General features: G+C 72.4%; 17 protein-coding genes and 3 tRNA genes. 14 read left to right on the top strand and 6 right to left on the bottom strand.

Translation table 11 applies throughout. From position 1 onward, the window contains the following. Window positions 1-197: 197 nt before the first annotated feature. On the bottom strand, window positions 198-653 hold the full coding sequence (locus KRR39_RS16125) for a hypothetical protein (RefSeq protein ID WP_216938505.1): 456 nt from the start codon (window positions 651-653) through the stop codon (window positions 198-200). Window positions 654-765: 112 nt separating this feature from the next. On the opposite strand from KRR39_RS16125, the gene KRR39_RS26230 reads away from it, so the two are divergent. From KRR39_RS26230 to KRR39_RS16115, 3 genes are read left to right on the top strand one after another with little or no spacing between them, the layout of a single operon-like run. Further along, window positions 766-1,314, top strand: a complete 549-nt coding sequence (locus tag KRR39_RS26230; RefSeq protein ID WP_254185187.1) for a dihydropteroate synthase — start codon at window positions 766-768, stop codon at window positions 1,312-1,314. Further along, window positions 1,236-1,625, top strand: coding sequence for a dihydropteroate synthase (locus KRR39_RS26225; protein ID WP_254185186.1), 390 nt, complete (start codon window positions 1,236-1,238; stop codon window positions 1,623-1,625). Before KRR39_RS26230 ends, KRR39_RS26225 begins: the two co-directional genes overlap by 79 nt. Window positions 1,626-1,656: 31 nt before the next feature. Further along, window positions 1,657-2,340: a class III extradiol ring-cleavage dioxygenase family protein gene (locus tag KRR39_RS16115; protein ID WP_216938503.1), complete on the top strand. Its 684-nt coding sequence runs from the start codon at window positions 1,657-1,659 to the stop codon at window positions 2,338-2,340. Window positions 2,341-2,344: 4 nt separating this feature from the next. Here KRR39_RS16115 and KRR39_RS16110 read toward each other — a convergent pair whose 3' ends face one another. Beyond that, window positions 2,345-3,124 (bottom strand): thioesterase family protein, encoded by a 780-nt coding sequence (locus tag KRR39_RS16110; protein WP_216938502.1) that lies wholly within the window; start codon window positions 3,122-3,124, stop codon window positions 2,345-2,347. Between the two features lie 109 nt (window positions 3,125-3,233). Here KRR39_RS16110 and KRR39_RS16105 point away from each other — a divergent pair. The 6 genes from KRR39_RS16105 (at window position 3,234) to KRR39_RS16080 (ending at window position 5,619) form a co-directional block, all read left to right on the top strand. Next, window positions 3,234-3,306: transfer RNA gene (locus tag KRR39_RS16105), tRNA-Thr, on the top strand. A 47-nt stretch (window positions 3,307-3,353) separates the two neighbouring features. Further along, window positions 3,354-3,427: transfer RNA gene (locus KRR39_RS16100), tRNA-Met, on the top strand. Between the two features lie 104 nt (window positions 3,428-3,531). Next, window positions 3,532-3,702, top strand: a complete 171-nt coding sequence (gene rpmG / locus KRR39_RS16095; RefSeq protein WP_216938500.1) for a 50S ribosomal protein L33 — start codon at window positions 3,532-3,534, stop codon at window positions 3,700-3,702. An 81-nt stretch (window positions 3,703-3,783) separates the two neighbouring features. Continuing rightward, a complete protein-coding gene (locus tag KRR39_RS16090; RefSeq protein WP_216938497.1) occupies window positions 3,784-4,191 on the top strand; it encodes an FAS1-like dehydratase domain-containing protein in 408 nt (135 codons plus the stop codon). Further along, window positions 4,188-4,604, top strand: a complete 417-nt coding sequence (locus KRR39_RS16085; RefSeq protein ID WP_216938495.1) for a MaoC/PaaZ C-terminal domain-containing protein — start codon at window positions 4,188-4,190, stop codon at window positions 4,602-4,604. The genes KRR39_RS16090 and KRR39_RS16085 overlap by 4 nt, the downstream gene beginning before the upstream one ends. Continuing rightward, window positions 4,597-5,619, top strand: a complete 1,023-nt coding sequence (locus KRR39_RS16080) for a UDP-N-acetylmuramate dehydrogenase (RefSeq protein WP_216938493.1) — start codon at window positions 4,597-4,599, stop codon at window positions 5,617-5,619. The genes KRR39_RS16085 and KRR39_RS16080 overlap by 8 nt, the downstream gene beginning before the upstream one ends. Window positions 5,620-5,635: 16 nt before the next feature. Here KRR39_RS16080 and KRR39_RS16075 read toward each other — a convergent pair whose 3' ends face one another. The 3 genes from KRR39_RS16075 to KRR39_RS16065 all read right to left on the bottom strand — a co-directional run bounded on the left by KRR39_RS16075 (window position 5,636) and on the right by KRR39_RS16065 (window position 8,461). Next, window positions 5,636-6,112 (bottom strand): DUF4190 domain-containing protein, encoded by a 477-nt coding sequence (locus tag KRR39_RS16075; RefSeq protein WP_216938491.1) that lies wholly within the window; start codon window positions 6,110-6,112, stop codon window positions 5,636-5,638. A gap of 9 nt (window positions 6,113-6,121) precedes the next feature. Continuing rightward, window positions 6,122-7,141: an adenosine deaminase gene (locus tag KRR39_RS16070; protein WP_216942709.1), complete on the bottom strand. Its 1,020-nt coding sequence runs from the start codon at window positions 7,139-7,141 to the stop codon at window positions 6,122-6,124. Window positions 7,142-7,228: 87 nt separating this feature from the next. Further along, complete coding sequence (locus tag KRR39_RS16065) at window positions 7,229-8,461, bottom strand: pyridoxal phosphate-dependent aminotransferase (RefSeq protein ID WP_216938488.1); 1,233 nt, start codon at window positions 8,459-8,461, stop codon at window positions 7,229-7,231. A 142-nt stretch (window positions 8,462-8,603) separates the two neighbouring features. Between KRR39_RS16065 and KRR39_RS16060 the strand changes: the two genes are divergently transcribed. The 5 genes from KRR39_RS16060 to rplA all read left to right on the top strand — a co-directional run bounded on the left by KRR39_RS16060 (window position 8,604) and on the right by rplA (window position 11,304). Further along, window positions 8,604-8,676 (top strand) — tRNA-Trp (locus tag KRR39_RS16060). A 92-nt stretch (window positions 8,677-8,768) separates the two neighbouring features. Continuing rightward, complete coding sequence (secE, locus tag KRR39_RS16055; RefSeq protein WP_216938486.1) at window positions 8,769-8,996, top strand: preprotein translocase subunit SecE; 228 nt, start codon at window positions 8,769-8,771, stop codon at window positions 8,994-8,996. 67 nt (window positions 8,997-9,063) lie between these two features. Beyond that, window positions 9,064-10,008: a transcription termination/antitermination protein NusG gene (nusG, locus tag KRR39_RS16050; protein ID WP_216938484.1), complete on the top strand. Its 945-nt coding sequence runs from the start codon at window positions 9,064-9,066 to the stop codon at window positions 10,006-10,008. Between the two features lie 61 nt (window positions 10,009-10,069). Then, on the top strand, window positions 10,070-10,498 hold the full coding sequence (rplK, locus tag KRR39_RS16045) for a 50S ribosomal protein L11 (RefSeq protein WP_216938482.1): 429 nt from the start codon (window positions 10,070-10,072) through the stop codon (window positions 10,496-10,498). Between the two features lie 92 nt (window positions 10,499-10,590). Beyond that, window positions 10,591-11,304, top strand: coding sequence for a 50S ribosomal protein L1 (rplA, locus tag KRR39_RS16040; protein ID WP_216938480.1), 714 nt, complete (start codon window positions 10,591-10,593; stop codon window positions 11,302-11,304). A gap of 93 nt (window positions 11,305-11,397) precedes the next feature. Here the strand turns inward: rplA and KRR39_RS16035 are convergent, their stop codons facing one another. Beyond that, a complete protein-coding gene (locus KRR39_RS16035) occupies window positions 11,398-12,393 on the bottom strand; it encodes a DnaB-like helicase C-terminal domain-containing protein (RefSeq protein ID WP_216938479.1) in 996 nt (331 codons plus the stop codon). Window positions 12,394-12,734: the final 341 nt, after the last annotated feature.

The raw sequence follows: 12,734 nt of genomic DNA, 5'->3' as shown, positions 1-12,734 counted from the left end.
ATCTCACAACCGACGGACCCGCCCCCGCATTCCCGGCTGGTTTGGCGCGGTCCCCGGGAGGGAGATAGGTGGGGACGGATGTCCCGGTGCCGCACCCTGGCGGACGGGCGCGTGCAGACCTTCGTCGCGTCCCGCGGGACGGAACGGTTCGGCCAGGAGGAGCACCCCCGCGGAGGCCTCGGTGGCGGCGATCGCCCTCAGCCGCGCGTGGCGCCGAGCTGCTCGGGCACCGTCGTCGAGCCGACCCGCTTCCCGGCCATCACCGCGACACCGAACAGCACCAGCGCGTTGGCGCCGTGCAGGGCACCGAGCGCCGGCACGCCCTGCCCGAGGAAGCCCAGCGCCGCCTGGACCACCACCAGGGCGAAGACGACGCCGGCCCACCTCACCCCGCCGGGCACCCCGGCGAAGAAGGACACCACGAGCAGGACGAGCGCCACCAGCGGCACCAGCATCGTCCCGTTCGCCCCGTGGACCGCGAAGCCGGCCGCCCCGCCGACGGCGCTGTCCTCGCGCGCCAGCAGCGCCTTGTCGAGCCTGCCGCCGTCGTCGACCCACTTGCCCAGGCCGTAGACCGCGAACGCGATGGCCGCGGCCTGCACGACCACCTCGGCTGCGACGACGAACGCCAGCACCCGGTAGACCGATCTCATGGCTCCGCTCCTCTCGGGCAGCACGCCCGGACCCCCGAGGTCAGGATCGCCCGACCGGTCGCGGTCTGTCGTGATCCCTTCTGACTAGCCCGACCCGGGTAGCCTCGCCAGCGTGCTGACGCTCGGACACCGGACCTTCGCGGACACCGACCTGCTGGTGATGGCGATCGTCAACCGGACGCGCGACTCGTTCTACGACCGCGGTGCGACCTACGCCGAGGACAAGGCGCTCGAGCGGGTGCGGGCGGTGGTCGCCGAGGGCGCCGAGATCGTCGACATCGGCGGGGTGAAAGCCGGGCCCGGCGAGGTCGTCGACGTCGCGGAGGAGATCCGGCGCACGGTGCCGTTCGTGGCCGCCGTGCGCGAGGAGCACCCCGACGTGGTGATCAGCGTGGACACCTGGCGGGCCGAGGTCGGCCGCGAGGTCTGCCGGGTCGGCGCCGACCTGCTGAACGACGCGTGGGGCGGGTTCGACCCGGCGCTGGCCGAGGTGGCCGCCGAGCACGGCGCGGCCCTCGTCTGCACGCACACCAACGGCGCCACCCCGCGCACCCCCCGCACCGCCCGTCGTACGACGACGTGGTGGCCGCCGCGATCCGGGACACGGTCACGCTCGCCGAGCGGGCCGTCTCGCTCGGGGTGGGCCGCGAGAGCGTGCTGATCGACCCGGCACACGACTTCGACAAGAACACCTGGCACTCGCTCGAGCTCACCCGGCGGCTGGACGAGATGGTCGCGACCGGCTGGCCGGTGCTGGTCTCCCTGTCCCACAAGGACTTCGTGGGGGAGACCCTCGACGCCGGCCTCGACGAGCGGCTGGTCGGCACCCTGGCGGCCACCGCCGTCAGCGCCTGGCACGGCGCGCAGGTCTACCGCGTGCACGACGTCGCCCCGACCCGGCAGGTGCTCGACATGGTCGCCAGCATCCGCGGCACGCGCCCCCCGTCCCGGGTCGTCCGCGGGCTCGCCTGAGCCCCGCCGGCCGCACGGCTACTGTCGGCCTGTGATCTCCGCCGCCGTGCTGGTGCCGCACCCGCCGCTGCTGCTGCGGGAGCTCGGCGGTGCCCAGGACCCGGTGGCGGCGCTCCGCGAGGCCGCGGTCGGCGCGGTGAAGGCCGCGGTGGCCGGCGCCTCCGCGGTGGTCGTCGTCGGCGGCCACGACGAGGCCGGCGACTGGTCCGCGGACCTCCCCGTCGACGTCCGCCGCTTCGGCACGACAGGCACGCACCCGACCCGCCCCGGGCTGCCGGCGTCCCTCGGGGTCGGCCGGAGGCTGCTCGAGGAGGCCGGCTGGGACGGCCCCGTCGAGCTGGTCGCGGCGAGGTGGCACGCCGGCCCCGACCCGGTGGCGGCCCTGGCCGAGCGGCTCGGCGACCGACCGGACGGCACGGTGCTGCTGGTGCTCGGCGACGGCAGCGCGCGGCGCGGCGAGAAGGCCCCGGGGTACCTCGACGAGCGGGCGTTCGGGTTCGACGACGCGGTCGCCGCAGCCCTGGCCGGCGGGGACGCCGCCGCGCTGCGCGACCTGGACGCCGGCCTCGCCGCGGAGCTGATGGTGGGCGGCAGCACCGCCCTGCGGCTGCTCGGGGCGGTCGCGGCGGCCGGCGGGTCGACGCCGGTCGCGGAGATGACCTACCGCGACGACCCGTTCGGGGTCAGCTACTTCGTCGCCACCTGGACCTTCTGAGCCCTCAGCGACGCACGACCAGCAGCGCCTGCGCCGACCTCGCGACGAGGCCCTGGGCGTCGTACACCCGGGAGGTGGCGACGCCGACGCTGCCGGACCCCAGCGAGGTCTCCGCCTCGACGCACACCCACTCCCCGACGGGCGGGCGCAGCACGTGCACGGTCAGCTCGGTGTTCAGGAAGTTCCACTCCGCGGGGTCGAGCGCCGCCGAGACGCCGGAGGCCGAGTCCACGCAGGCCATCAGCCGCTGCACCGGGCCGAGCGGCTCACCCTCGACGAGCCCGACCGTCGGGCGCATCCACACCACCCCCGGGCCCGGCTCGGTGACGGCGCCGCTGATCCAGCGCCAGTCGACGGCGTCGAGGTAGCCACCGGACCAGGACTCCGGCGGCGGCTTGGGGACGCCGTCCGCGGGGGAGTGCGGGCGCGGCTCGCCCTGCTGGACGGGGCCGTCCTCGTGCGCCGGGAACATCCAGGCGGTGGCCCGGGCGACGGGCCGGTCGCGGCGCACGTCGTACGCCGTCGCCTCGCACATCTCCACCGTCCGTCCGGGGCGCACGACGGACGCCTCGACGCGCAGCGGGCCGACCGGCACCGGCCCGAGCAGCTCCAGGGTGAACCGGCCCACGACGCGTGCGGCGCCGGCCCGCTCGAGCCGCTCGACCGCCCGGGTCAGCAGCGCCGCCGGGGGCCCGCCGTGCTGGCTGTCCGGGCCCCAGGGGCCGGCCGTGGAGGGCGTGGAGGTGAACGTGGCGGGGCCGTCAGGGACGTAGAAGGGCTGCACACCGGCCATCATGCCGGGGGCCGCCGGACCCCGCGGGAGTGGCCCGGAGCACAGCCGGAGAACCGATTTCATGATCGGCTCGCGGCGTGTGTATCCTTCCTTGCTGCTTGCCCCTTTAGCTCAGTCGGCAGAGCGTCTCCATGGTAAGGAGAAGGTCTACGGTTCGATTCCGTAAAGGGGCTCTGGGTTGTGGACCCCCACCCGCGAGGGTGGGGGGTCCGTTTCCTGAGGCGGGGTAGCTCAGGTGGTTAGAGCACACGACTCATAATCGTGGTGTCGCGGGTTCGACCCCCGCCCCCGCTACTGCACGATCCGACCGGGTTCGACGTTCGCTGGTGTGGTAGGGCAGACTTGTACCGCACGTCGTCAGACGCATTGACCGTAGTTCCGAAAGTAGAGGCAGTCCCGTGGCCAGCAAGAGCTCAGACGTTCGCCCCAAGATCACCTTGGCCTGCGTGGAGTGCAAGGAGCGCAACTACATCACCAAGAAGAACCGGCGCAACGACCCGGACCGCATGGAGATGAAGAAGTTCTGCCCCCGCGACCGCAGGCACACCGTGCACCGCGAGACGCGCTGACGCGTCTCTCCCCTCGCTTCGCCGAACGGCCCCGGGTCTCCCGGGGCCGTTTCGCGTGTGGGGCCGAGTAGATTCTCCGCCATGACAGTCGAGGCATCCCTGGCCGGGCGGACCTTCCCGCCGACCGAGCCGTACGTCGTCACCCGCGAGCGCCTCGTGGAGTTCGCGCACGCCACCGGGTCGACGTACGACGGAGGAGCGGCGCCCGCGACGTTCCCGATCGTCGTGGCGTTCGGGGCGATGACCGCGCTGATGGAGGACCCGTCGGTGGGCATCTCGCTGCACCGCGTGGTGCACGCCGAGCAGCGGTTCACCTACACCCGCCCGGTGGTCGCCGGCGACGAGCTGACCGCGACGCTGACCGTCGACACGCTGCGGCAGATCAGCGGCGCCGACATCATCGGCACCCGCAGCGAGATCGTGGACGCCGAGGGCCGGCCGGTGTGCACCGCCTTCGCGACGCTGATGCACCGGGGGGAGGACGCATGAGCACCCCCCTGGCCGGCCTCGAGACCGGCACCGAGCTGCCGGCCCAGACCTACACCGTGACCCGCGCCGACCTGGTCCGCTACGCCGGCGCCAGCGGCGACCGCAACCCGATCCACTGGTCGGACCGGGTGGCCACCTCGGTCGGCCTGCCCGGCGTCATCGCCCACGGGATGTACACCCTCGCCCTCGCGGCGCGGGCCCTGGACACCTGGGCCGGCGGCCCCGGCCGGGTCCGCGAGCTCGGCTGCAAGTTCACCAAGCCCGTCGTGGTGCCCGACGACGAGCACGGCGTCGAGGTGGTCGTGCGCGGCACCGTCAAGAACGTCACCGACGAGGGCGTGCAGATCGCCCTGGAGGTCACCTGCGGGGACCAGAAGGTGCTCGGCATGCCGAAGGCAGTCCTGGGTGTCTGACCTGTCCGGCCTGACCACCCTGCGGCTCGGGGGACCCGCCCGCGAGCTGGTGCGTGCGACCACCGAGGACGAGCTGCTGGCCGCCGTACGCCGCGGGGACGAGGCCGGCACGCCGGTGCTGCTCGTCGCGGGCGGCAGCAACCTCGTGGTCGGCGACGGCGGCTTCGACGGCACCGTCGTGCACGTCGCGACCCGCGGCGTGACCGCGGCGGGCGACCTGTGCGGCGGGGCGATGGTGACCGTCGCGGCCGGCGAGCCCTGGGACCCGTTCGTAGAGCGTGCGGTGCGCGAGGGCTGGGTCGGCGTGGAGGCGCTCTCGGGCATCCCCGGCAGCGTCGGGGCCACCCCGGTGCAGAACGTCGGCGCCTACGGCCAGGAGGTCGCCGACACGGTCGCGTCGGTGCGCTGCTGGGACCGCGTGGACCGGGTGCAGCGCACGTTCGCGGCCGCCGACTGCGGCTTCGGCTACCGCACCAGCCGGTTCAAGCAGGACCCGGACCGGCACGTCGTGCTCGACGTGACCTTCCAGCTCCGGCTCGGCGACCTCTCCGCGCCGGTGCGCTACGCCGAGCTGGCCCGCACCCTCGGGGTCGAGGTGGGCGCCCGGGCCCCGCTGGCGGCGGTGCGCGAGGCGGTCCTCGGCCTGCGTCGCGGCAAGGGCATGGTGCTCGCCGACGGGGACCACGACACCTGGAGCGCCGGGTCGTTCTTCACCAACCCGTTCCTGGCGCCCGGGACGGCCCTGCCCGAGGGCGCGCCGCGGTGGGAGCAGCCGGACGGCACCGTCAAGACCAGTGCCGCCTGGCTGATCGAGCACGCCGGCTTCACCAAGGGCTACGGCAACGACCGGGTGTCGCTGTCCACCAAGCACACGCTGGCGCTCACCAACCGGGGGAGTGCCCGCACCGAGGACCTGCTGGCGCTGGCCGGCGAGGTCCGGCGCGGCGTGCACGACGCCTTCGGGGTGTGGCTGGTCAACGAGCCCACCCTGGTCGGCTGCTCGCTGCCCGGCTGAGCCGCCGGCCGGGCCGTCAGTACGTCGTGGACGAGCTGCTCACCGTGCCGAGCACCCCGAGCACGATCGCGCCCAGCACGACCAGCAGGCCCAGGCCGAGCAGGATCGTGCCGACGATCCCCAGGATGTAGCCGGCCTGCGCCGACCCGCGTCCGCCGAGCTGCCCGTGCGAGGCGTCGATCTCGTCGACCGTGCGCTTGCCCATCCGCCAGGCGAACGGCGCGATGATCCCGCAGATCACGATGCCGAGGATGCCCAGGATCAGCGAGGTGGTCGCCCTCGGGTGGTCCGGGGCGTAGGCCATCGGGTAGCCCGGCGCCTGTCCGTAGGGCGCCGGGGGCACCTGGCCGTAGGGCTGCTGGCCGGAGGGCGGCTGGGCGTACGGGTCCTGGCCCGGCTGGCCGGACTGCTGCTGCCAGTAGCCCGGCTGCTCGCCCGACGGTGGCTGGTTCGGGTCCTGCGGCGGCTGGCCGTCCCCCGGTGAGTTCGTCATGCGGTCAGCCTAGGGGGCGCCGGCACCTGCCGACGAGAGCCACACGTCGATGTCGGCGAGCGCCGCGGTCCGGACGTCGAGCGGTGCCTGCGAGGCGCGCAGCGACATCCGGGCGAGCTCGGCGAGGGTCTCGTCGGAGAGGTCGTGCGCGGCCCGCATGGTGGCGTACTGCGAGGCCAGCCGGGACCCGAACAGCAGCGGGTCGTCGGCGCCGAGCGCGACGGTGGCGCCGGCCTCCAGCAGGGTGGGCAGCGGCACCGAGGTCAGGTCGCTGTAGACGCCGAGCGCGACGTTGGACACCGGGCACACCTCGAGCGCGACGCCCCGGGCCACGACCCGGTCCAGCAGCCGCGGGTCCTCCGCTACCCGGACGCCGTGCCCGAGGCGGCCGGCGTGCAGGTCGTCGAGGCAGGCCCGCACGCTGTCCGGGCCGAGCAGCTCGCCGCCGTGCGGGGCGAGCAGCAGCCCGGCCCGGTCGGCGATCGCGAACGCCGCCGCGAAGTCGGAGGTCGTCCCGCGCCGCTCGTCGTTGGACAGGCCGAAGCCGACCACGCCCCGGTCGGCGTACTGCGCGGCCAGCCGGGCCAGGGTGCGCGCGTCGAGCGGGTGCCGGGTGCGGTTCGCCGCGATCACCACCGCGATGCCCAGCCCGGTGCTGCGGGAGGCGTCCCGCACGGCGTCGAGCACCAGGTCGGTGAACGCGGTGATCCCGCCGAAGAGCGCGGCGTACCCGCTCGGGTCGACCTGGATCTCCAGCCACCGGCCGCCGTCGGCCACGTCGTCCTCGGCCGCCTCGCGGACCAGCCGGCGGACGTCGTCCGGGGTCCGCAGCACCGAGCGGGCCACGTCGTAGAGCCGCTGGAAGCGGAACCAGCCCTTCTCGTCAGCGGCCGACAGCCGCGGCGGCCAGTCCTCCACCAGGGCGTCCGGCAGCACGATCCCGTCCCGGGCGGCCAGCTCGACGAGCGTCTCGTGGCGCATCGAGCCGGTGAAGTGCAGGTGCAGGTGCGCCTTGGGCAGCGTCCGCAGGTCCCGTGCGGGGGCCGCGTCAGCCCGGGTGGTGGCTGTCGCTCGTCCCGAGGAGCCGAGGAGCGAGGCGTCTCGAAGGGAGACCACTCAGCCGAGCAGCTTCTGGATCCGGGCCACGCCCTCGACCAGGTCCTCGTCCCCGAGCGCGTAGGACAGCCGCAGGTAGCCCGGTGCGCCGAACGCCTCGCCCGGCACGACGGCGACCTCCGCCTGCTCCAGGATGATCTCGGCCAGCTCGGCCGAGGTGCTCGCGGTCCGGCCCTCGATCTCGCGGCCGAGGACGCCCTTGACCGAGGGGTAGGCGTAGAACGCGCCGGTCGGCTCGGGGCACTCGACCCCGGGGATCTCGTTGAGCATCCGGACCATCGTCCGGCGCCGCCGGTCGAACGCCTCGCGCATCTCGGCGACCGCGGTCAGGTCGCCCTCCAGGGCCGCGATCGCGGCGCGCTGCGCGACGTTGTTGACGTTGGAGGTCTGGTGCGACTGCAGGTTCGTGGCGGCCTTGACGACGTCGGCGGGACCGAGCAGCCAGCCCACCCGCCACCCGGTCATCGCGTAGGTCTTCGCGACCCCGTTGACCACGATGCAGCGGTCCGCGAGCTCGGGGACCACGACGGGCAGGGAGGTGGTGACGGTGTCGCCGTAGGTGAGGTGCTCGTAGATCTCGTCGGTGACCACCCACAGGCCCTGGTCGAGCAGCCAGCGGCCGATCGCCTCGACCTCCTCGGGGCCGTCGACCGCACCGGTCGGGTTCGACGGCGAGCAGAACAGCATCGCCTTCGTGCGGTCGGTCAGCGCGGCCTCGAGCTGGTCGACGGTGACCTTGTAGCCCTGGGTCTCGTCGGCCAGGATCTCGACCGGCACGCCGCCCGCGAGCCGGATCGCCTCGGGGTAGGTCGTCCAGTACGGCGCCGGCAGCAGCACCTCGTCGCCGGGGTCGAGGATCGTCGCGAAGGCCTCGTAGATCGCCTGCTTGCCGCCGTTGGTGACCAGCACCTGGGCGGGGGTCACGGTGTACCCGGAGTCCCGCAGCGTCTTGTCCACGATCGCCTTCTTGAGCTCCGGCAGGCCGCCCGCCGGCGTGTAGCGGTGGTTGCGGGGGTCGCGGCAGGCCTCCACGGCCGCCTCGACGATGTAGTCGGGGGTCGGGAAGTCCGGCTCGCCGGCGCCGAACCCGATCACGGGGCGCCCGGCGGCCTTGAGGGCCTTGGCCTTGGCGTCGACCGCGAGGGTCGCGGACTCGGCGATGCCGCCGATGCGGGCGGAGATGCGGCGGCGGGTGCCGGAGCCGGCACCGGTGCTGGGGAGGGCTTCGCTCATGAACCTATGCTCGCACTGCCCGCCGTCTCGTGCCTGCCGGGTCCACACTCGGTTCGACTTCGCCTGGGACCGGCCCGTATGCTTCACGTTTGGTGGATCTCACCCTTGATCGGCATGCCCGCATCTGGACGAGGTCCCCCGGAGGGCACTAGCTCAACTGGCAGAGCATCGGTCTCCAAAACCGAAGGTTGGGGGTTCAAGTCCCTCGTGCCCTGCAAGACCCCGCGCGGACCGGATCCGGGCGGGTGGCCGACCAGCCAACGGATCCGGGCACACCGGATCCGGACGGAACGAAAGGTGGAGGACCGTGACGCAGAGCCGCCCCGTGGGCTCGACCTCGTCGAGCGGCAAGCGGACGACCCCGACCACGTTCTACCGCCAGATCGTCGCCGAGCTCCGCAAGGTCGTCTGGCCGACGCAGCAGCAGCTGATCACGTACTTCCTCGTGGTCCTGGTGTTCGTGCTCGTAGTCATGACGATCGTGTCGCTGCTCGACCTCGCGTTCGGCCGGCTGGTCTTCAAGGTCTTCGGCTAGCCAACACCGGGTCCTCCGGCCCGCACCACCAGGCAGGACCCACAACGATGAAGGTGACTGAGTAACCGTGTCGCAGCAGTACGACGAAGAGCTCCAGGGAGCTACCTCGACCGATGCCGCCGAGCAGTCGGTCGTCGACCCGTCCACGGACGCGTCGACGGACCTTCCCGACGACCTGCCCACCGACGAGGAGGTCGCCGCGGACGCAGCGGCCGACTCCGAGACGGACGCCCCGGCCGACTCCGAGACGGACGCCGCGGTCGCTGAGACCGACGACGCCGGGTCCGCGTCCGAGACCGACGAGGCCTCCGAGTCCGATGCCGACGAGGCCTCCGAGTCCGGGACCGACGAGGCCTCCGAGTCCGACGCCGCGGAGTCTGACGACGACGCCCCGTCCGACGTGCTCGCCGAGTTCCGCGAGGCGCTGCGCGCCAAGGTCGGCGACTGGTTCGTGGTGCACACCTACTCCGGCATGGAGAACCGGGTGAAGGCGAACCTCGAGAACCGGATCACGTCCCTGAACATGGAGGACTACATCCACGAGGTGATCGTCCCGACCGAAGAGGTCGCGGAGATCAAGAACGGCCAGCGCAAGCTGGTCCGGCGCACCGTGCTGCCCGGCTACGTCCTGGTCCGGATGGACCTCACGGACGAGTCCTGGGCCGCCGTACGCCACACGCCGTCCGTCACCGGCTTCGTCGGCCACAGCCACCAGCCGGTGCCGCTGAGCCTCGACGAGGTCGAGAGCATGCTCGCCCCGGCCGTCCAGGCCGAGGCCGAGGCCGCAGCGCCCGACCAGGGCGGCGGCCGTACCGGCGCGCCGAAGAAGAAGGTCGAGGTCGCGGACTTCGACGTGTCCGACTCGGTCATGGTGGTCGACGGCCCGTTCGCCACGCTGCACGCGACGATCACCGAGATCAACGCGGAGTCCCAGAGGGTCAAGGCCCTCGTCGAGATCTTCGGCCGGGAGACCCCGGTCGAGCTGAGCTTCAGCCAGATCCAGAAGGTCTGACCGAGATCCTCACGAAGCTCGCGAAACACCCAGCTACAACCACGTAAGGACCCAAGGAAACATGCCTCCCAAGAAGAAGATCGCTGCCCTGGTCAAGGTGCAGCTGCAGGCCGGGGCGGCAACTCCTGCTCCGCCGGTGGGTACCGCTCTCGGTCCCCACGGCGTGAACATCATGGAGTTCTGCAAGGCCTACAACGCGCAGACGGAACCGATGCGCGGGAACGTCATCCCGGTCGAGATCACCATCTTCGAGGACCGGTCGTTCACGTTCATCACGAAGACCCCGCCGGCCGCCGAGCTGATCAAGAAGGCTGCAGGCCTGCAGAAGGGCTCGGGCGTCCCGCACAAGGAGAAGGTCGGCAAGCTGACCAAGGACCAGGTGCGCGAGATCGCCACGACCAAGCTGCCGGACCTCAACGCCAACGACATCGACGCGGCGATGAAAATCGTCGAGGGCACCGCCCGCTCGATGGGCATCACGACCGACTGACCGAGTCGGCCCAGCAGCACCAAGAACCGTGGCAGGGCAGCTGAGCGCCCGTTGACCACACTCTGGAAACACGAGAACAGAAGGAACCAGACATGCAGCGCAGCAAGACCTACCGCGCGGTGGCGGAGACGTTCGACAAGGACCTCCCCTACGCCCCGTTCGAGGCGATCAAGATCGCCAAGGCCGGCAGCAAGAAGAAGTTCGACGAGACCGTCGACGTGGCCATGCGCCTCGGCGTCGACCCCCGCAAGGCGGACCAGATGGTCCGCGGCACCGTGAACCTCCCGCACGGCACCGGCAAGACCGCCAGGGTCCTGGTCTTCGCCAACGCCGAGAAGGCGGACGCGGCTCGCGAGGCGGGCGCCGACTTCGTCGGTGGCGACGAGCTCATCGAGAAGGTGAACGGCGGCTGGCTCGACTTCGACGCCGTCGTCGCCACCCCGGACATGATGGGCAAGGTCGGCCGCCTGGGCCGCGTGCTCGGCCCCCGCGGCCTCATGCCGAACCCGAAGACCGGCACGGTCACCCCCGACGTGGCCAAGGCCGTCACGGACATCAAGGGCGGCAAGATCGAGTTCCGCGTCGACCGGCACGCCAACCTGCACTTCATCATCGGCAAGGCCTCCTTCTCCGAGGCCCAGCTCGCGGAGAACTACGCCGCGGCGCTCGAGGAGGTGCTGCGGCTCAAGCCGGCCAGCTCCAAGGGCCGCTACCTGAGGAAGGTCACCCTCTCGACGACCATGGGCCCCGGCATCCAGGTCGACCCCAACCGCGTCAAGAACGTCGCGGTCGAGAACGAGGACTGACCCACCCGGCGCTTCTGGCGCCCGCAGAACCCACGACCCGGCGCGTCCGGCGGAGAACCTCCGCCAGACCCGCCGGGTCGCTGCACTCCGGCGTCACTCCAGGTAGATGCGGTCGTCGACCAGCTGCTCGACGACCGAGCGGCCGGCCGTCTCGAAGCGGCACTGGTCGAAGCGCTTGAGGAACTCGAAGTCCTGCCCGGTGCGGCCGTTGCGGTTCTTCTCGACGCTGACCACGGTCCAGTTGCGGAACTTCTCCACGTTGGCCGTGCTGTAGACGAGGTGGTGGCGCGCCACGACGTCGTACTTGTTGTTCAGCAGCAGGACGGTGTCCGCCTCGTAGGCCAGCGCCGAGGAGCCGCGCATGTTGTTGACCCGCATCCGCCGGCCCGCGGTGAGGCCCTCCTTGTCGGCGGCCACCACCGCCAGGATCGGGACGTCCCGGTCCAGCGCGAGGTCCTTGAGGCCCTCGGTGACCGCGGTGATCCGCTCCTCCTGGTCGGCGATCGGGGAGTGCACCTTCTGCAGGTAGTCGACGATCACCAGGGGCGCCTCGCCGGTGTGCGCGCGGACCTGGTCGACGGCCGCGGTGATCACCTCCAGCGACGTGCTCGCGCCGGTGGAGCGGTGCAGGTGCAGCCGGTCGGCGTACTCCTGGACGACGTCGAGCGCCTGGACGCCACCCTCGGTGTCCTTGAGCCGGTCGGCGAGCGAGCCGGTCCGGCCGTCCGAGGACTCGAAGCTGGCCCGGATCCGGGCGACGTTGGGAGCCGCGAGCCCGCCGAGCTGGCCGGCCTCGAGGGCGACCAGGCGGACCAGCAGCGTCTGGGTGTCGTGCTCGAAGGAGAACACCACGACCGGGCGCCCGGAGCGGGCGGTGTTGCGGGCCACCTGGAGCACCCAGGTGGTCTTGCCCAGGCCCTGGGGGCCGCCGAGGAGCACCAGCTCGCCGGAGCGCATGCCGCCGGCCAGCGTCTGGTCGAGCAGGTCGAACCCGGTGGGCCACACGCGCGACATCGGGTGCGCGCCGGCCCGGGCCGCGTGCTCGGCCTTCTCCAGGACGTCGCTCAGGGGTTCCAGGGAGAGATCCACGCGATCATTGGAGCACCGCGCCCGGACCGGGGGAGGGGATTCGCCGCGAAACCCTCCGAACGGGACGGCCCGGGTCGGACCGCCCGGTACCCCTCCGGGCGCGGATTTGGCGCCCCGGGCGGGGGTCGCGTAGATTGGCCGCTGAAACCAGAGACCGCCGGTCGTCGGCGTGCCCGCTCCGTGTTCCACGGATCGAGCAAGTCGACTGAAGGTCCCGCTCAGCGGGCGGCCTGCGCAGGTGACACCGAGTGAACTCGTCGAGATGCCCGCATCTTGTCGGGACCGCCCCGTGCGCCTGCGCCGGGGCGTTCGTCGTTCCAGGCTCCAGTCGGGCCCTTCAG

Origin of the sequence: Nocardioides panacis (assembly GCF_019039255.1) — a bacterium.
Classification (GTDB): Bacteria; Actinomycetota; Actinomycetes; order Propionibacteriales; family Nocardioidaceae; genus Nocardioides_B; species Nocardioides_B panacis.
The sequence above is the reverse complement of the archived record's forward strand: the minus strand, read 5'-3'. Positions and strand labels throughout refer to the sequence as shown.

Excerpts from the sequence above, each read along its gene's own strand:
- KRR39_RS16125 (WP_216938505.1), bottom strand. The coding sequence starts at position 653 with ATGAGATCGGTCTACCGGGTGCTGGCGTTCGTCGTCGCAGCCGAGGTG.
- KRR39_RS16090 (WP_216938497.1), top strand. The coding sequence starts at position 3,784 with ATGACAGTCGAGGCATCCCTGGCCGGGCGGACCTTCCCGCCGACCGAG.
- KRR39_RS16085 (WP_216938495.1), top strand. The coding sequence starts at position 4,188 with ATGAGCACCCCCCTGGCCGGCCTCGAGACCGGCACCGAGCTGCCGGCC.
- KRR39_RS16075 (WP_216938491.1), bottom strand. The coding sequence starts at position 6,112 with ATGACGAACTCACCGGGGGACGGCCAGCCGCCGCAGGACCCGAACCAG.
- KRR39_RS16065 (WP_216938488.1), bottom strand. The coding sequence starts at position 8,461 with ATGAGCGAAGCCCTCCCCAGCACCGGTGCCGGCTCCGGCACCCGCCGC.
- rplK (WP_216938482.1), top strand. The coding sequence starts at position 10,070 with ATGCCTCCCAAGAAGAAGATCGCTGCCCTGGTCAAGGTGCAGCTGCAG.
- rplA (WP_216938480.1), top strand. The coding sequence starts at position 10,591 with ATGCAGCGCAGCAAGACCTACCGCGCGGTGGCGGAGACGTTCGACAAG.